The organism is Zobellia sp. B3R18 (genome assembly GCF_018860715.1).
Taxonomy (GTDB): Bacteria; Bacteroidota; Bacteroidia; order Flavobacteriales; family Flavobacteriaceae; genus Zobellia; species Zobellia russellii.
The window spans coordinates 100,471-118,368 of sequence record NZ_JAHKQG010000003.1; the positions used below are offsets into that span (position 1 = coordinate 100,471).

General features: G+C 37.3%; 15 protein-coding genes. 9 read left to right on the forward strand and 6 right to left on the reverse strand.

The window, feature by feature from the left end; translation table 11 throughout:
- Positions 1 to 301 precede the first annotated feature (301 nt).
- The gene (locus KO513_RS01415) at positions 302 to 1,165 is read right to left on the reverse strand and encodes a sigma-70 family RNA polymerase sigma factor (protein WP_194527398.1); all 864 of its coding nucleotides are present in this window, start codon (positions 1,163 to 1,165) and stop codon (positions 302 to 304) included.
- 170 nt (positions 1,166 to 1,335) lie between these two features.
- Between KO513_RS01415 and KO513_RS01420 the strand changes: the two genes are divergently transcribed.
- The 4 genes from KO513_RS01420 to KO513_RS01435 all read left to right on the forward strand — a co-directional run bounded on the left by KO513_RS01420 (position 1,336) and on the right by KO513_RS01435 (position 5,801).
- Positions 1,336 to 1,845 carry a DUF6155 family protein gene (locus KO513_RS01420; protein WP_215440280.1) on the forward strand — a complete coding sequence of 170 codons (510 nt, stop codon included), beginning with the start codon at positions 1,336 to 1,338 and terminating at the stop codon, positions 1,843 to 1,845.
- A gap of 2 nt (positions 1,846 to 1,847) precedes the next feature.
- Complete coding sequence (locus tag KO513_RS01425; RefSeq protein WP_215911967.1) at positions 1,848 to 2,777, forward strand: 2-hydroxyacid dehydrogenase; 930 nt, start codon at positions 1,848 to 1,850, stop codon at positions 2,775 to 2,777.
- Positions 2,778 to 2,973: 196 nt separating this feature from the next.
- Complete coding sequence (locus KO513_RS01430) at positions 2,974 to 4,485, forward strand: DEAD/DEAH box helicase (protein ID WP_215440283.1); 1,512 nt, start codon at positions 2,974 to 2,976, stop codon at positions 4,483 to 4,485.
- A gap of 68 nt (positions 4,486 to 4,553) precedes the next feature.
- Positions 4,554 to 5,801 (forward strand): glycosyltransferase, encoded by a 1,248-nt coding sequence (locus KO513_RS01435; protein WP_371735218.1) that lies wholly within the window; start codon positions 4,554 to 4,556, stop codon positions 5,799 to 5,801.
- Between the two features lies 1 nt (position 5,802).
- Here the strand turns inward: KO513_RS01435 and KO513_RS01440 are convergent, their stop codons facing one another.
- From KO513_RS01440 to KO513_RS01450, 3 genes are all read right to left on the reverse strand, one after another.
- On the reverse strand, positions 5,803 to 8,037 hold the full coding sequence (locus KO513_RS01440) for a PAS domain S-box protein (RefSeq protein ID WP_215911968.1): 2,235 nt from the start codon (positions 8,035 to 8,037) through the stop codon (positions 5,803 to 5,805).
- Positions 8,038 to 8,143: 106 nt separating this feature from the next.
- Complete coding sequence (locus KO513_RS01445) at positions 8,144 to 8,551, reverse strand: response regulator (RefSeq protein ID WP_215911969.1); 408 nt, start codon at positions 8,549 to 8,551, stop codon at positions 8,144 to 8,146.
- Positions 8,552 to 8,556: 5 nt separating this feature from the next.
- Positions 8,557 to 11,178, reverse strand: coding sequence for a PAS domain-containing sensor histidine kinase (locus KO513_RS01450; protein ID WP_215911970.1), 2,622 nt, complete (start codon positions 11,176 to 11,178; stop codon positions 8,557 to 8,559).
- Positions 11,179 to 11,504: 326 nt separating this feature from the next.
- Here KO513_RS01450 and KO513_RS01455 point away from each other — a divergent pair, with 326 nt between their 5' ends.
- Complete coding sequence (locus KO513_RS01455; RefSeq protein WP_215440291.1) at positions 11,505 to 12,347, forward strand: 1,4-dihydroxy-2-naphthoyl-CoA synthase; 843 nt, start codon at positions 11,505 to 11,507, stop codon at positions 12,345 to 12,347.
- Between the two features lie 274 nt (positions 12,348 to 12,621).
- Here the strand turns inward: KO513_RS01455 and KO513_RS01460 are convergent, their stop codons facing one another.
- Positions 12,622 to 13,950 (reverse strand): serine hydrolase domain-containing protein, encoded by a 1,329-nt coding sequence (locus KO513_RS01460; RefSeq protein WP_215911971.1) that lies wholly within the window; start codon positions 13,948 to 13,950, stop codon positions 12,622 to 12,624.
- 97 nt (positions 13,951 to 14,047) lie between these two features.
- On the opposite strand from KO513_RS01460, the gene KO513_RS01465 reads away from it, so the two are divergent.
- The 4 genes from KO513_RS01465 to KO513_RS01480 are packed head-to-tail and all read left to right on the forward strand — an operon-like array spanning position 14,048 to position 17,616.
- A complete protein-coding gene (locus KO513_RS01465; RefSeq protein WP_215911972.1) occupies positions 14,048 to 15,007 on the forward strand; it encodes a 2-hydroxyacid dehydrogenase in 960 nt (319 codons plus the stop codon).
- A gap of 34 nt (positions 15,008 to 15,041) precedes the next feature.
- Positions 15,042 to 15,458, forward strand: a complete 417-nt coding sequence (locus tag KO513_RS01470) for a 3D domain-containing protein (RefSeq protein WP_215911973.1) — start codon at positions 15,042 to 15,044, stop codon at positions 15,456 to 15,458.
- Between the two features lie 47 nt (positions 15,459 to 15,505).
- Positions 15,506 to 16,141, forward strand: a complete 636-nt coding sequence (locus KO513_RS01475) for an N-acetylmuramoyl-L-alanine amidase (protein ID WP_215912131.1) — start codon at positions 15,506 to 15,508, stop codon at positions 16,139 to 16,141.
- A gap of 8 nt (positions 16,142 to 16,149) precedes the next feature.
- Entirely contained in the window at positions 16,150 to 17,616 is a 1,467-nt protein-coding gene (locus tag KO513_RS01480; protein WP_215911974.1) for a M14 family metallopeptidase, read from the forward strand.
- Positions 17,617 to 17,634: 18 nt separating this feature from the next.
- On the opposite strand, the gene KO513_RS01485 is transcribed toward KO513_RS01480, so the two are convergent.
- Positions 17,635 to 17,811 carry a hypothetical protein gene (locus tag KO513_RS01485; RefSeq protein ID WP_215440301.1) on the reverse strand — a complete coding sequence of 59 codons (177 nt, stop codon included), beginning with the start codon at positions 17,809 to 17,811 and terminating at the stop codon, positions 17,635 to 17,637.
- Positions 17,812 to 17,898 lie beyond the last annotated feature (87 nt).

Below are 17,898 nucleotides of genomic sequence, written 5' to 3' on the forward strand. Positions count from 1 at the left end.
AGAAGAGTACTTATCATTCCTTCAAGACTTAAACGAAATCTTAAGTTTAAACGAATTAGTAGAATTAGATTATATGTAATCAGGATCCCAAATCCATCAACTTTTAATACCTACAACTATGGCAAATCAAAACCCAGACAACGCAGCTTACATGAATTTTATTGAAAATTTGAATGAAATTCTAAACAGTGAAGAAATTAACAAGTTAAATTTTTCTTAGTTATTTAGTGAATATTAGTTGTTCAAAAAAAAGCCCTGACGTTCAATCGTCAGGGCTTTTTTATAAGGTACTGTTTTCTATCTATCCTAGATATGTTTTCAGTAATTTACTTCTTGAATTATGGCGTAGCTTTCTAATCGCTTTTTCACGAATTTGACGAACCCTTTCCCGTGTAAGGTCAAAAGTTTGTCCAATTTCGGCCAAGGTCATAGACTGTTGGTCACCTATTCCGTAATATAATTTAACTACATCTGCCTCTCTGGGAGATAAAGTTTCCAATGCACGGTTAATTTCCGTATTCAATGATTGCTGCATTAAAATTTTATCCGGCTTTGGAGATTCTCCACTACGAAGTACATCATAAAGATTGGAGTCTTCCCCTTCTCTTAAAGGCGCATCCATAGAGACGTGTCTTCCTGAGTTTTTCATGGATTGTTTCACCTCGCTTACGGTCATCTCCAATTCCTTGGCAATTTCTTCCGCAGAAGGTGGCCTTTCATGAGCTTGCTCCAAATAAGAAAATGTCTTTTTAATCTTATTTATAGAACCAATTTTATTTAAGGGCAGGCGCACAACACGAGATTGTTCCGCTAGTGCCTGAAGAATGGATTGGCGAATCCACCACACGGCATAGGATATAAATTTAAAACCACGAGTCTCGTCAAAACGTTTTGCAGCTTTTACGAGCCCTAAGTTACCTTCGTTAATTAAATCCGGTAGTTTTAAACCCTGATTTTGATATTGTTTGGCCACGGAGACCACAAAGCGTAAGTTGGCTGTAGTTAATTTTTCTAGGGCTACTTGGTCCCCAGCTCGGATCCTTTGTGCGAGTTCTACTTCCTCAGACGCATTGATCAGATCAATTTTACTGATATCTTGCAAGTACTTATCCAATGATTTTGATTCACGATTCGTAACTTGCTTGATAATCTTTAGTTGCCTCATATATCTAGTATGTTTAGGATTACTACAAGAGTACAGTATACATTTTTATTATCGATTTTCCAAAGAGATGTCAGTATTCTTATACAAAATTTATGAGAAGTTTAAGATTTCAAGTACGAATCTAGGCGGATTCTATGGGTTCCGTTATTTTTGACCACAAATAAAGAGAAATGAGCAAGCGAAAGCTGAAAAAATACCTCTCCGAAATTGATAAAGATGCAATAGAAGAGCAACTTCTAGACCTCTATGAGCGGTTTCCGCAAGTAAAGGAGTATTACAATTTTATCTTTAACCCTAAAGAGGACAAGCTTGTTCAGGAGGCTAAGACCAAAATTAGTAACGAATACTTTCCTGTAAGACGAAAAAGACCTAGGGCACGCCGCTCCGTGGCACAGAAATTCATAAAGCACTTTATAAAATTAGGCGTAGACCCGCATCTCATAGCAGATGTAATGCTCTATAATTTAGAGATTGCACAGGTATTTGAAAAAGATAGGAATACACCTGATGCCTTTTATAAGAGTATGATGAACTCGTTTACGGAAGCAGTTCAGTTTATTTCTATAAATGGGTTATTGTCCGAGTATAAGGAGCGGATAGTTAAAATTTACACGATTACACAAGAACAGAATTGGCAATTTAGCGAGGGATTTTCCCGCGCATTAGATATTATAGATTAGGTATGGCAATAGTAATTATTAGACAGGATGATAAAATTGAGTTATGGAAAAAAGCACTTTTAGCACAGCAACCAGATTTGGAGGTCTACAGTTATTTGGAAAAGCATCCTAAAGAAAAAATAGACATGGCTTTGGTTTGGAAGCACCCCAACGGTGCATTGGCTCCTTACCCTAATTTAAAATTGATTGCCTCTAGTGGGGCAGGAGTGGATTTTATTTTTGAGGATGATACCGCTCCTAAAAACCTACCTATAACCCGTGTAGTAGATGATATGCTTGCCAAAGACATGAGTGAACATGTGCTAGCGGTAATTTTAAGTCACCTAAAGAATTTGGATCGGTACAGGGTTAATCAGTTAAAGGGAATCTGGCAACCTATGCAATATCATAGAATTTCAGATTTTACAATAGGTATTTTAGGATTAGGTGCACTTGGCAAGGAATTAGCGGGCGATTTGGTTAAATACGGGTTCAAGGTTCAGGGCTGGTCAAATTCACAGAAAAACATTCAGGGGGTAACCAGCTTTGTTGGCGAACCTGGTTTGGGTGAGTTTCTTAAGACTACTCAGATTTTGGTGTGTCTTTTGCCATTAACGGAAGCTACCACAGGGATTTTGAATAAGGAGCTTTTTAAACAACTGCCTAAAGGAGCTTTCGTAATAAACGTAGCTCGAGGAGGGCATTTAGTGGATGAAGATTTGCTCGAAATGCTAAATAACGGTCACCTTTCCGGCGCAGGGTTGGATGTCTATCATCAAGAGCCTTTGCCAAAAGAACATGCATTTTGGAATCATGAGAAGATTCAGATGACACCTCATTACGCAAGTGTATCCGATACGGATTCCGTAGTTCCTCAAATTTTAGAAAATCATAATAGGTTGTTGAACAACAAACCTTTACTGAACGAGGTAGTAATGGATAAAGGCTATTAAGGCTTTATCCATTTTCTATGCGAACCCCCAAAAACGTTATTGTTTTAAGGAAAAGGCAGGGCATTTCTTTTTTCTTTTTATCGATTTAACCAGAATAAATTTCAGATAAGTACAAATTTCCTTTAATTTTGTAAAATTGAGAATTTTAGGAACCCCACCTATTTACACTAATTGAACGCTAAATTTTAGACCCTACTTGGAGTTAAAAAAAGATACCACCGAAAAGCAACTGTACGATTATCAGGAAGAAGACCTGAATACCATTTTCAAGCATTTGGAAGATCCTGAAGAGAAGGGAAATTTGTTGTACCAGTTACCTACAGGTGGTGGTAAGACCGTTGTTTTTTCTGAGATTGCCCGTCGTTATATCCAAAAAACAGGCAAGAAGGTCGTGGTTTTAACACACCGTATTGAGCTAAGCACGCAAACTTCTAGAATGCTTAATAGTTTTGGTGTAAAGAACAAGATTATCAATAGCGAAGTAAAGGAACTTACCGATCAGGATAAGTTCATGTGTTTCGTTGCCATGGTAGAAACCCTAAATAATAGACTACAGGAAGAGAAAGTTGAAATTAACGATATTGGGCTCGTTATTATTGATGAGGCCCACTACAACTCGTTTAGGAAGCTTTTTAAATTCTTTAAGAAATCTACTATTCTAGGGGTGACCGCTACACCCTTGAGTTCAAATATAAAATTACCCATGAAAGACAACTATCAAAAGTTGATCGTGGGCGAATCTATTGGTTCTCTGATCAAGAAAAACTTCTTGGCCAAGGGAAACATGTATAATTATGATGTAAGTCTGCAGAGTCTTAAATTGGGTATTAGCGGTGATTATACGGTAAAATCATCTGATGAGCTCTACAGTAACCAGAGTATGTTGGGTAAATTACTTTCTGCATACAAAGAAATAGCCGAAGGTACCAAAACGTTAATTTTCAACAATGGTATTAATACGTCTCGTTACGTATATGAAACGTTTAAGAAGGCCGGCTATAATATTCGTCATTTAGATAATAAGAACACGGCAACGGAGCGTAAGGAGATTTTAGAGTGGTTCTCCAACACACCGGATGCTATACTTACATCAGTCAGTATTCTTACTACTGGTTTTGATGAACCATCCGTAGAAACCATAATATTGAACAGGGCTACACGATCACTTACATTATATTTTCAGATGATTGGTCGTGGGTCACGTATTTTACCTAATAAAAGTGAATTTACCGTAGTTGATTTAGGGAATAACGTTGCACGTTTTGGTCTTTGGGATGCGCCTATAGATTGGCAGGAGATTTTCCATTTTCCGGATTTCTACCTGGAAAACATCAAGAATGATGAAGAAATTGAGAAGGAGTTCGTTTATGAAATGCCTGCTGCCCTTAGAGAAAAATTCAAAAACTCTACCAATATTGAGTTTAATATAAAAGAGGAATACAAGAAGGTCTTTGCACAAGGATTACGGTCCAAGATTGTGTTGGAGCGTAGTATTGATCAACACGCACAAATTTGTGTGGAAAACTCCGAAGATGTTTTTGATGCACGTATTTTGGCTAAAGAACTTAAAGAGGAGATTAAGTATCGTGTAAGACAGTATTCTTATTGTATTATGAACAATACCAAAAACTACAAAGAGTGGTTGGAAGAGGATTACGAACGTAAGTTACGCTCAAGTATTTCTCGTATGTTCGCTGCTAAGATGTAACGTGCTCCGCTTCTAAAAGGAGCTGATTAGGAAAGCAATATATTCACAGAATAGAAAAATAGTTAAGGGTGAAGCAAAGTGTCCTTTTGGTAATAGGATTTACCTGGCCTGAACCCGCATCTACGGCTGCGGGAAACCGTATGTTGCAGCTTCTTCTTTTTTTTAAGAGTAAAGGGTACAAAATAATCTTTACAAGCGCTGCGTCTAGAACAGAACTCTCACTTGATTTGGAGGAACTTCAAATAGAAACAAAGTCCATTGCACTTAATGATTCCACTTTTGATGCAGTTTTAAAGGAAATAGACCCGAACATAGTTCTTTTTGACCGCTTTTTAACTGAGGAACAATTTGGTTGGCGGGTATCCGAAAATGTGCCCCAGGCACTAAAAGTGCTTGATACAGAAGATTTGCATTCCCTTAGAAAAGTGAGGGAACTTGCACATAAAAAAGGAATTCCTTTTGCAGTTAAGGATTGGGTAAAAGATGATATAACCAAGCGTGAAGTAGCAAGTATGCTAAGGTGCGATCTTTCATTAATGGTTTCTTCATTTGAAATGGAATTATTGACTAAAACTCTAAGGATTGATAAAAGCTTACTCTTGCACCTTCCTTTTCTCTTGGAGCTCATAACACCGGAAACGCAAGAAGTTTGGCCAAAATTTAATGAGCGGAGTAATTTTGTTTGTATGGGCAACGGAAAACATGCTCCAAACGTAGATGCCGTTAAATGGTTGTACCATGATATATGGCCTTTAATACGAAAAGCGCTACCAGAAGCTCAAGTGGCCATTTACGGAGCATATATGCCGCAACAAATAACCCAATTGCACAAACCGGACATGGGTTTTTTTATAAAGGGATGGGCAGAAGATGTGATAACCGTACTTAAGCAAGCAAGAATAAACCTTGCTCCATTACGCTTTGGAGCGGGTATTAAAGGGAAACTTACCACGGCAATGCAAAGTGGAACCCCAAGTATAACCACAACTATTGGGGCAGAAGGCATGCGCGAAGGTTTGAACTGGAGCGGTGCAATTGCCGAAACTCCCCAGGAATTGGCCAGTGAGGCTGTACGACTTTATACTTCGGAGAAAAATTGGCAAGAAGCACAGCAAAATGGGGTAACTCTAATAAATGAACTTTATAATCAAGAGAAATTAGGTGAGCGATTAGCTACTTCATTACATACTATTCAGGAAAAGCTTAAAGAACACCGCGAGCAAAACTTTATGGGTAGTTTGCTTCAACACCAAAGTATGCAAAGTACCAAGTACCTTTCTAAATGGATAGAAGAGAAGAATAAGAAGGTTTTGTGACTTAGAATTGAATACTAAAAGTAGTGCCCTCGTTTACCTTGCTCGCTATTGATATGGTTCCTCCCATAGCTTCAATTTGAGTTTTGGTCATAAACAGACCAATTCCCTTAGCTTCTGGATGCTTATGGAAAACTTTATTCAGCCCGAATATTTTATGTCCATGCTTATTAAGGTCTATGCCCAAACCGTTGTCCTTGAAGTTCAAAATAACATTGCCATTGTTTAGTTCTGAGGTAATTTCTATACGGGGTATTCTGTCTTGGGATTTGTATTTTAATGAGTTGCCTATCAAATTTTGAAAAATACTTTCCAAATATATTTTGGGATATTTTATAGTGTCCGCTTTGGTGAAGTCACTTGTAATTACTGCGTTGGTTCTAGTGATTTCGGCAGTGAGAATTTCTTGAGTTTTTATCAGGGTTTTACTAAAACTGATATCGCTTCGTGAAATGGCGGTGTTACTTTTAGCGGATAAAGCTTCAATTAAGGTGTTAAGGGTTAAGGTAAGGTGGTCTATTACCGTTTCAAATTTTTGAAACAGTTCTTTTCGTTCTTCTTCGTTGTCAACAAGTTTATATATATCTACGAGCGAATTTAAATTGCTCACGGGTGCGCGTAGGTTGTGAGATGTTATTTGGGTAAAATCCGCAAGCTGCAAATTCTGGGCGGTAAGCTCTTCGGTAAGTATCTCAAGTTCCTCTTTTGCCCTTAAAATTTTACGTTCGTAACGTTTTTCTGCGGTAATATCCCTTATGGCCATAGAAATAAGCAAACCTTCATCGGTCTCCAAAGGGCCTAGGGTTACCTCAACAGGAATCTCTTTTCCTGATTTATGAATCATATAGAAGTCTTCACCAAGATCAATTTTTTGGACTTTGGGATTGGCTAAGAATTTTTTACGATGTGGCGCTCTCTTTTTTTCAAATCTGGTAGGTATTAATAATTCAACGGATTTCCCTACTAATTCTTCAGGGGAATACCCAAAAAGGTTTTCGGCCTGTTTATTGATTATCTGTACCATATTACCGCTACCTATTATTAGCGTAGCACTAGGTGCGGAATCAACCAGTCCCTTAAATTTTATTGCTTGTTGTTGCTGTTCGGTTACATCTTGACAGGTGCCAACAAGCTTTGTAATCTCATTTTTTTCATCAACAATTACTTCCCCTAACAATAATATCCATTTTAGAGTGCCGTCTTTTAAAAGAATACGATGGATAATCTTATTGAACACCTTGTCCTCAATAGCATTATTAAAATGTACCGTTACAGCTTGCTGGTCTTTTGGATGCACGTAACCAAAATAAGTATCGAACTCTAGTTTGGAGTTTTCTTCTTGCTTAAAAAGATAATACAAGTTGGCAGACCAAAAAACTTCATCTGTTTTTATATTCCATTGCCAATGGCCTAATAATGCCTTTTGTTCCGCAAAAGCCAGAAGTTCATTCTTTTTGATTACCTCTAACTCAATTTTCTTATAAGCAGTAACATCTTGCGAAACACCAAGAATATTAATGATATTGTCATCTTTATCCAAATAAATATCTCCTGAAACTTCAATGGTTCTTATCTCTCCGTTATAGGTAACGAGTCTATGTGTAAAATTTTCAAAATACTTGTTTTTGAGGTTGCTTGCCAAGCGTTCCTTAACATATTCCTTATCGTCCGTATATATATTATTCAGAATAGTGTTTAGGGGAATTTGTGTATTAGTATCAAAGTCCAGTATACGGCACATATTTTCAGAACAGGTAAAAGTATCAGTTTTAAAATCCCAATTCCAATGGCCTAACCTTGCTTTTTGTTCGGCAAGATTTAATAATTGATTTTGCTGAAAAAGTTTATTCTCCCTATGGTTTATTTTGGTAATGTCCTGGAGTATACCCACAACTTCCGTACAAATGCCGTTTTCTAATTTTCGCATGGCCAAAATATGAAGCCACCTTTTGTTTTTTTTTGGTGTTGTGAACTCTAGTTCATAATCAAACGGGATGCCCAATTCTATTAGATTGTTTAAACCCTTTTCAATTTGTTCTGATGTTTTTTTAGGTCGGTCTAGTGGTCCATTTTGTCCTCGGTGTAATATGGTGCCATAGGGAATTTCTAGGATGTCATAGGCGGCATTATCAAAATCATAAGTATTGGTTTCCAAATGTAACTTCCAAGTGCCTATTCGGAGCAAAGCTCGAATTGCGCTGGCATTGTCTGGGCCAATAATATTTTTATGGTCTTTCATGCTCCGTATTTGGGGACTTAGGTCTATATCATCAAGTATAGATTTATAAGTTACGTTTAATTTGCGATATAACTCAAATGAATAATTCTCTCATGCTCTGGTAATTCTATTTAACGAGATATTTTTCTATTATAGCTTTAAGTTGTTCACTTTTTAAAGGCTTGGATAAATAATCTATAACAGATGTATAACTTTTGGCCTTTTCAATATCTTCTGGGTCTACAGAAGAGGAAACCATATAGATGGCAATTTTCTTGCTTATTTTGTCTTCAAGAGCTTGATAAGCTTTTAAAAACTGAAAACCATCCATTATGGGCATATCAATATCCAGTAGTATTAGGTGGGGTAAAGCCTCTACATTATTTTGATTTTCTGTTATATAATTTATAGCTTCTTCTCCATTGGGAAAGACCGAGGTCTTATGTTCGATTTTTAAGAATTTTGCGGACTGAATAATTGTAAACCTATAGATATCATCGTCATCAACAATACAAAGGTGAAAGGGGTTTTTCATATGTTTTAAAAAAAATTAATAATAAAGGTGGTGCCTTCGTTTACTTTACTTTCTATGGCTATAGTTCCTCCCATAGCTTCAATTTGAGTTTTGGTCATAAACAGACCAATACCTTTTGCTTCAGGATGATTATGGAAAACTTTGTTCAAACCAAAAATTTTATGACCGTGTTTATCAAGGTCTATACCCAAACCGTTATCCTTAAATTTTAAAATTACGTTGCCATCATTTATTTCCGAGGTAACTTCTATTTGTGGGATACGTTGTTTGGATTTGTATTTTAAAGAGTTGCCAATTAAATTTTGAAAAACACTATCTAGGTATATTTTGTGGCATTGTATAGTGTCTACTTCAGAAAAATCACTTTTTATTACGGCATTGCATTTTGAGATTTCAGCAGTAAATATCTCTTGTGTTCTCATAAGTACTTCGCTAAAAGAAACCTCGCTACGTTCTACGGAAGTATCATTTTTTGTACTCAATGCTTCAATGAGCGTATTAAGGGTTAGGGTGAGATGAGAAATTACAATTTCAAATTTTTCGAACAGCTCATTTCGTTCTTGCTCATTATCAATCAACTTATAAATATCTACAAGTGAATTTAGATTACTTACCGGTGCGCGTAAGTTATGAGATGTTATCTGGGTAAAATCTGCCAGTTGTAGATTTTGGGCCGTTAATTCTTCTGTGAGTACTTCTAGTTCTTCTTTAGCTTTTAAAATTTTATGCTGGTAATCTTTTTCTGCCGTTATATCTCTTACTACTACAGATAAAAGAAAGCCTCCCTCCAATTGTAGAGGTCCCAGAGTTACCTCAACGGGAATTTCATTTTTCTGTTTATCGTACATATAAAAATCATCACCAATATCATAAGTTTTTATTTCTGGATTGGCGTAAAAGGCATCTCTCAGAGGAGCGCGTCTTTCATCAAACCTAGATGGAATCAAAAGGTCTATGGATTGGCCTACCAGCTCCTGCGGCGTATAACCAAACAGACGTTCTGCCTGTAAGTTTATCATTTGTATAATGTTGTCCTTACCAAGAATAAGTGTTGCGTTAGGAGCGGATTCCAATAAAGCTTTAAACTTCATTTCCTCTGCCCGTTGTTCACTTACATCTTGCAAAGTACCCAGCATTTCAGTAACATTATCAGAACGGTCAATGTTTACAGTAGCTAATAATTCTACCGTTTTTATCTTACCATTTTTTAGTACAATCCGGTGTACAACTCCCTCAAATTTTTTGTGCTCTATTAATGCATCTATTTTGGTTGTAACCCTTTCTTTATCATCCGGGTGAATAAAACCAAAATAAGTATCAAAAAAAATGGGTGTTCCTTCGTCAACTTCAAAAATGCGGTAGAGATTAGCCGACCATTTTATGTGGTTAGTGGAAAAATCCCACTGCCAGTTACCAATTTTTGAAATTTGTTCAGCAAAACCTAAAAGTTGATTGTTACTTCTAAGCTCATTTTCAATAATTTTTTGGTCGGTTACATCTTGGGAAACTCCAAGAACATTTACAATCTCACCACTTGAATCTTTTATAACCTTCCCTTGTACTTTAACATAGATTAGTTTGTTATCTATTATGACGCGATGCGAAAAACCGTCAAAATATTTTTTCTCGATAATTTGTTTTAGACTGGTTCTTACGTGGTCTTCGTCTTCCGGATGTACATCTTTCAATAAAGTATCTAAAGTAAACTTTGAGTTTTCTTCTATTTTAAGAAGACGGGCCATATTCTCGGAGCCTATTATAGTATCACTTGCAACCTCCCATTGCCAATATCCAAATTTAGCTCGCTCTTGAGCAACTTTAAAGAGTTGGTTTTTTTCTAAAAGTTCATCTTCAAATTGTTTTATTTTGGTAATGTCTTGAGAGCTACATATAAAACCTTTTAAATCAGAATTCTCGTCTAAGATGGGTTCTCCCAAAACTTGAATAATTCTTTCAGAACCATCATCTAGTAAGAAACGATGAAAAAATGTTTCAAATTTCTTGTTTTTAATAGCATTATTGAGACAAGACCTAACGTCTTCAATATCTTCTGGATGGACGGCTTCCGTTAATTCATCAATTGTAATGCGTTTTCCATAAGGCACTTTTACGATTCGCGATATATTTTTGGAACAAGTAATTAGATTCGTTTCCAAATCCCATTTCCAATGGCCAATACTGGCTTTGTTTTCTTGGAAATTTAGAAGCTCGTTTTTTTCAATTAATTCGTTCTCCGAAACTTTACGGACCGTAATATCCTGTATCATTCCAGAAACTTTTATTCGCTCATCAGAGGATTTAATGCGTTTACCAATTAACAGTACCCAAATTGAAGTTCCGTTGGGAACTTCTAATTCAACTTCATGGTTAAAGGATGTGTTGGTTTTAGCGGAATTTGCTATAATTTTTTTAATAAATTCCCACTTGCTTTGATTCCTACAATACCCAGTAGTTTTTTCATCACGTAAATCAATGCCATTTGGCCATTGCAGTATTTCATAACAAACTTGGTCAAGATTATATGTGCCTGTTTCAATATCAAAAATCCAATAGCCTATTCTGGCTATAGCATTTAATTCTGCTATAGCGCTATCTAAATTTTGTATTTGAAAATTTTCAATATTCATATAACTAAGCTTGTACTTTTACAAGCAACTAAGGTTTAATTGAATAAAGTATTTCTGTTCGAAATTTTATAAAATTGATACCCAAGGTACATATTAACTAATTCGACATTAATTGAGCTAATTTATTGTATATTAATATAGTTAATATCTTACAATAAATGAATTTTTTATCACTTATACGTATTTTTTAAAATCTTTTCTCAAAACATTAAAAGACCGTAACAATTTTTTTGATAATGTGCATCTTAAACAACAATTTGATGCTTCAACAATACTAATTTGTTTTTTCAAATTGCTTTACTTTGCAAGAGCTTAAAAATTACCTCATGCAAAAACCAAGTTGGAAGACAGCAATTGAATTTGAAGATATAACCTATAAAAAATCTAATGGTGTGGCCCGCATAGCCTTTAATAGGCCAAATGTGCGTAATGCGTTTAGACCAAAGACTACAAGTGAACTTTACCAGGCTTTTTATGATGCTCAGGAAGACACCTCTATTGGAGTGGTTTTACTTTCGGCGGAAGGACCTTCGAGCAAAGATGGCGTATATGCTTTCTGTAGTGGTGGAGACCAAAAGGCTAGAGGAGAACAAGGATATGTAGGGGAGGACGGTATGCACCGTCTTAACATTTTAGAAGTACAGCGGCAGATACGTTTTATGCCCAAAGCGGTTATTGCGGTAGTACCGGGTTGGGCCGTAGGAGGCGGGCATAGTCTTCATGTAGTTTGTGATCTTACCTTGGCGAGTAAGGAGCATGCTATCTTTAAACAAACCGATGCCGATGTGACCAGCTTTGACGGTGGTTATGGGTCGGCTTATCTGGCAAAAATGGTAGGGCAGAAAAAAGCGCGTGAAATCTTTTTTCTAGGTCGTAATTACTCTGCTCAAGAGGCATATGAAATGGGAATGGTAAATGCTGTAATACCGCATGATGAACTTGAGGATACCGCTTATCAATGGGCTCAGGAAATACTTGAAAAATCGCCTACGTCCATTAAAATGCTAAAATTTGCAATGAACCTAACGGATGATGGTATGGTAGGTCAACAAGTTTTTGCAGGTGAGGCTACTCGTTTAGCGTATGGTACTGAAGAAGCAAAAGAGGGGAGAAATGCATTTTTAGAAAAGCGGAAACCTAATTTTGGAAAGAATAAATATATTCCATGATACTTTGGTGAAGCATTTTTTGATGTCTAACCATTGAAAATCAAACCTTTTAAAACCAGAAAAAGCCCATCCGGTAAGGAAAAGGCTCTTTCGTCGAGAACACTATATGAAAATGAAAAAATTTACTTTTTGTTTTTTGTAACACTGTAAACTTACGGCAAGGTTGTAGTTTATCTAAACTATTGTTGCGAGCCAAGGTAAAATTGTTGTGTAACGACGCAAAAAGGATATTTAAGTTTTTTCGTACGTGTTTCGTGAGCCAAAAATGATGGATTTATTTGATTGCGGCTAGTATATTTTTGAGGAAAAGGTTAATATCAAAATCGGGTTCTTCGGCAAGTCCGGTCCGTACCACTACCAAATCTTTTGATGGAATGATAAAAACACGTTGGCCCTGATAGCCATTAGCGGAATAAAGGTCCCTAGGTACATCTGGATATTTTCCGTTGGCATTAAGCCAGAAATGGCCGCCATAGGTACCGTCTGAGTGCAAAGTGGGTTTGGAAACGTAGTCCACCCAAGAAGCATCAAAAAGTTGTTCTCCGTTCCAGTTGCCCTTGTTAAGGTATAACAGGCCAAATTTTGCCCAATCCCGTGTTGTGGCCCATGCGTAGGATGATCCCACAAAATTTCCTTTCATATCGGTTTCAATGAGCATACTGCTCATACCAATTTTATCAATAAGGGCTTTGTAAGGAAAGTTAATGTACTCTTGATGCGTTTTAAACCTTTTCCTTAAAATGCCGGATAAGAGGTTAGAAGTGCCCGAGGAGTAGTTCCAGATTTCAGTTGGCGCAGCAATAGCTTCTTTCTCTCCTTGTGCCTTGGTCATGTCAGCATCCATAAAAAGCATGCGTGTAACATCGGATATAGCGGTATAATCCTCGTCCCAAGCAAGTCCGCTTTGCATACGTAACAAATGGTTCAAGGTAATATTCTTTCTGTTGTCCTTGTCCCAGTTCTTTAAAAGTACGGGCGTATTCAGGTCTATTTTTCCATTGTATTCTAAAATGCCATATAAGGTGGCCAATACGCTTTTGGTCATGCTCCAGCCCAATATGGGGGTGTCTTTGGTAAAACCTTCCAAATATTTTTCTCCTATGATGTGGTTCTTATGGGCTACGAGCGCCGTTCTGGTCTTTTGCACGTCATTGTTAGAGAAAGCATGGTCCAAAGCTTTCTGCACCTGGTCATAATCTACATTACTGAAAATGGTGTCTTTGGCTTCTTCATCCCCGTAAGGGAATTTTAAATTATTGTTTTGTTTTTCACGTTGCGGAGTGGGGATTATGGTATTTGGGTCATAATCATCGTTTACTAGCGTACAGCCCAAACCTTCATTACAGATGGCTTTTCGCTCCATAAGCCCAAAAACAGAGGCCGAGGCACTCTTGCCGTCCGTCTCAACATCGGCAAGTTTTATGAGGGGAACATCATTATCGTTAAGTTGAACGGATTCGGCACTACGGTCCGTAATAAAAACGGTTGAGGCCATATTTTTTGAGGCATAACCAGAAATGAAGTTTAGTTTGGGGAAATTGAAATATACGGCCACGGTAAGAAGTACAAATAAAATTAAAAGGATGCGTTTGAAAATTTTCATGGAATTTCTGGGATGTTGAGATGAAAAATACACCAAAAAAAGTGTAAAAGTAAATGAATTTGTAAAACAGTCTGTTAGATTTTATAAATTGCTTACCATGAAAATACTCGTACCTCTAAATATACCCGACAAAGGCATTGATTTGCTGAAAAGCGAAGGTCTTGAAGTAACTAAATGGACCAAGGACCGGCCCATGACCAAAGAAGAGCTCTATGAAGCAGTGGCAAAACACGATGCATTATTGAGCACTAGTAACTACAAGTTGGATGCCGATTTTTTAAATGCGAACAGTCATCTAAAAATCATATCGCAATATGCGGCAGGTTATGATAATATTGATGTTGAGGAGGCAAAAAAGCTCGGTATTCCTATTGCCAACGCCCCCAACTCTATGACCGATGCTACGGCAGATATGGCCTTTGCACTCGTTTTGGCCGTATCCCGAAAAATGTTCTATATGCACAAGACCATTGCTAAAGGTGAATGGCAACATTTTAGACCTCAAGCCAATTTGGGCATTGAGCTAAAGAATAAAACTGTTGGTGTTTTTGGATTGGGGCGAATCGGGTTGGAATTTGCCCACCGTTGTAAAGGAGCCTATGGAATGAACGTAATTTATTGCAATCGTTCTGCAAACAAAGAAGCGGAAGTGAAACTTTGGGCAACAAAAGTAGATTTTAACACACTTCTAGAGCAGAGTGATGTAATTTCTGTGCATTGTGCTCTTACTCCTGAAACAAAATTCAAGTTTGATGCCGAGGCATTTAAAAAAATGAAACTTACAGCAATTTTTGTTAATACCGCAAGGGGGCAGGTCCATAATGAGAAGGACTTGATTATTGCTTTGGAAAACAAGGAAATATGGGGTGCAGGGCTTGATGTTACCGATCCTGAACCTATGCAAGAAGACAATCCTTTATTGTCTATGGAGCAGGTAGCGGTTACACCACATATTGGTTCTGCCACTGTTGAAGCCCGTAATCAAATGTCAGTTTTTGCGGCACATAATATTTTGGCGTTTCATAGAGGGGAACCTATACCTTATCCTGTATTTTAAAAATTATGTAGCTTTAAAGGAAATCCTTTTAGCTATGTTCAGAAAGATAATAGTACTTCTATTGCTTCTTTTTCTGTACCAATCATGTACAGAAAAGGAGAATGAGTATATCTGGAAAACGAAGGAAGTGCATGTTTCCGCTTATAATTCCGTTCATTGGCAGACAGATGACCAGCCCAGTTTGGCAGCTTGGGGAGACACACTTTCACCGGGCATGAAAGCTATTGCCATTTCTAAGGATTTATTGGATTTGGGGCTGGAACGAGGTACCCATGTAAAAATTCCAGGTCTAGAGGGAGTTTATGTGGTGATGGATAAGATGAACAGCAGATGGAAAAATAAAATTGATGTTTATATGGGTTCTGATGTTGATAAAGCTAGGGTTTGGGGTAAAAAGAAACTTAAAATTAGATACCGTGTTAAGCGGGAAGCCGATATTAAAAAAGAATGATTAAAAAATTTAGAACACTTGCAGCGCTTTTATGCTGTGTAGTTTTTATGCACTGTAAGCCCGTAAAGGAAACAGTACGGTCTCCCAAAATTGTAGATAAGCCCATAATCTTTGATGAAACCCGCAGACAACTAAGCTTGGAGTATCTTAAAGATCGTTACGGGTTGGAGCAAAGCAAGCCCACTATCGATCCCAAAATGATTGTTTTGCACTGGACAGTAATACCAAGCCTAGAGGAGTCTTTTGAAGCTTTTAGCCCACCAACCTTACCCAATTGGCGACCTGATATTAAAAATGTAAGTGGTTTAAATGTGTCTTCTCAATTTATGGTAGACCGCGATGGTACCATTTACCAACTTTTACCGGAGACCACAATGGCCAGACATGTTATTGGTCTTAACCATTGTGCTATTGGAATAGAGAATGTTGGAGGTACGGAGGCCTTACCACTCACAGAAGCACAGCTCAAAGCCAATATTGAACTAGTTAAATATTTGGCTAATAAATATGCTATAGATTTTGTTATAGGGCATTATGAATATACTAATTTTGAAGGGCATCCTTTATGGCTGGAAAAAGACAAAGGTTACCGTACCGTAAAAACGGATCCCGGACAAGATTTTACGAACAAGGTAAGACAGGCCGTTAAATATCTTAATTTTGAACCCGTACCCCAAAAATAGATTACCCGATGAGAGTATTTTTTTCTGTATTATTTCTGCTGACAAGTTTGTATTCTACCGCGCAGCAGCAAGATTTGACCACCTCACTTTATGAAACTTACGAAACCTACAAAGAGCCTTTACTAGAAAAGCGACGCATTAAGCATAAGGATATACAGCCTTTGATAGAGAAGTGCAAAACCAATCCAAAATTTAAAGTGGCAAAAGTTGGTACTTCAATAGAAGGCCGTTCGTTATCATTGATTAGCATTGGAGAAGGCGAAACGGATGTTTTTTTGTGGTCACAAATGCATGGGGACGAGCCAACGGCAACACAGGCTATTTTTGATATTTTCAACTTTTTGAACAGTGATGACTTTTCTTCCGAAAAACAGGAAATTCTAGCCAATTGCACCTTACATTTTCTACCGATGTTAAATCCGGATGGAGCGGAAGTTTTTCAACGTAGAAACCGTTTGGGAATTGATATTAATCGTGATGCATTGCGATTGCAATCCCCCGAAGGGCAAACACTAAAACGAGTACGTGATAGTTTGGATGCCGATTTTGGTTTTAACCTGCATGACCAAAGCACGTACTACAATGCGGAAAGAACCGAAAAACCTGCTACCATTTCTTATTTGGCGCCGGCATACAACTATGAAAAGGAGATAAACGAAAAGCGGGGGAATGCCATGAAGGTCATTGTTTTTATGAACAATATCATTCAGAACTACGCTCCTGGGCAAGTTGGGCGTTACAATGATGACTTTGAACCAAGAGCGTTTGGTGATAACATACAGAAATGGGGTACAAGTACCATTTTAATTGAGTCTGGCGGATATTATAATGATGTTGAGAAGCAAGAAATCAGAAAATTGAATTATGTTTCTATCCTATCTGCTATCTATACGATTGCAAAAGAAAATTATAAGGATAATGCTATTTCCGAATATGACAAAATACCGGAAAATGACAGGAAACTTTTTGACCTTAAAATTGAAAATGCAACATATCCTCTTTTGGGAAAAGATTACATTTTAGATATTGGAATGAACCGTTTGGAGGTAGATAAAAAAGGGCATAACGATTTCTGGTACAGCAGTAGGATACTGGACCAAGGAGACCTTTCTACCTATTACGGATATGAAACTTTAGACGCTACAGGGCACACCATAGTTCAAGGTAAAGTATACCCTAAATTATTGAGTTCTATAGAAGCTTTGGGAAGCTTGGATATACGCGCTCTTTTAAAATCCGGTTATGCCTATGTACGGGTCGAAAATATACCTACAACAAAATTGGCATCTCCTTTTCCTATCCATATGATTGGTAAGAGGTATGAGGTGCCTGATTTTTCAATAGAAGTAGGGCTAAACCCAACCTTTCTTCTTAAAAAGGATGGGGTCTTTACGCATGCCGTAATAAATGGTTTTCTTATCGACTTAAATAGCGATAAAAAAACGAATTTTAAAAATGCAATGATTTACCGCTAAGGGTGTTTTGGCTAGCTGTTAATAGCCAAACCGCGTAGCCATTTCGGACATTTCCGAAGCGTGTATAGCAATTCTAAAGTACATTGTAATTGCCATTGTTGCAATTAATGCAAATAACGAAAGGGTCAAGGCCTGGTACCATTTAGGCATTCCGTTTAAAGCGGTGTTTTGAATAATAACTGTTAATACATCCATGTGTTCTAATTTTGCCATTTAGCATAGCACGTGTTCTTAGGATGTAGGTATTCATTTTCGAATATGGGGTACTCGTTGTTCTTTAGA

Excerpts from the sequence above, each read along its gene's own strand:
- KO513_RS01485 (WP_215440301.1), bottom strand. The coding sequence starts at position 17,811 with ATGGATGTATTAACAGTTATTATTCAAAACACCGCTTTAAACGGAATG.
- KO513_RS01470 (WP_215911973.1), top strand. The coding sequence starts at position 15,042 with ATGTTCAGAAAGATAATAGTACTTCTATTGCTTCTTTTTCTGTACCAA.
- KO513_RS01460 (WP_215911971.1), bottom strand. The coding sequence starts at position 13,950 with ATGAAAATTTTCAAACGCATCCTTTTAATTTTATTTGTACTTCTTACC.
- KO513_RS01420 (WP_215440280.1), top strand. The coding sequence starts at position 1,336 with ATGAGCAAGCGAAAGCTGAAAAAATACCTCTCCGAAATTGATAAAGAT.
- KO513_RS01440 (WP_215911968.1), bottom strand. The coding sequence starts at position 8,037 with ATGAAAGACCATAAAAATATTATTGGCCCAGACAATGCCAGCGCAATT.
- KO513_RS01445 (WP_215911969.1), bottom strand. The coding sequence starts at position 8,551 with ATGAAAAACCCCTTTCACCTTTGTATTGTTGATGACGATGATATCTAT.
- KO513_RS01415 (WP_194527398.1), bottom strand. The coding sequence starts at position 1,165 with ATGAGGCAACTAAAGATTATCAAGCAAGTTACGAATCGTGAATCAAAA.
- KO513_RS01475 (WP_215912131.1), top strand. The coding sequence starts at position 15,506 with ATGCACTGTAAGCCCGTAAAGGAAACAGTACGGTCTCCCAAAATTGTA.
- KO513_RS01425 (WP_215911967.1), top strand. The coding sequence starts at position 1,848 with ATGGCAATAGTAATTATTAGACAGGATGATAAAATTGAGTTATGGAAA.
- KO513_RS01455 (WP_215440291.1), top strand. The coding sequence starts at position 11,505 with ATGCAAAAACCAAGTTGGAAGACAGCAATTGAATTTGAAGATATAACC.
- KO513_RS01480 (WP_215911974.1), top strand. The coding sequence starts at position 16,150 with ATGAGAGTATTTTTTTCTGTATTATTTCTGCTGACAAGTTTGTATTCT.
- KO513_RS01465 (WP_215911972.1), top strand. The coding sequence starts at position 14,048 with ATGAAAATACTCGTACCTCTAAATATACCCGACAAAGGCATTGATTTG.
- KO513_RS01450 (WP_215911970.1), bottom strand. The coding sequence starts at position 11,178 with ATGAATATTGAAAATTTTCAAATACAAAATTTAGATAGCGCTATAGCA.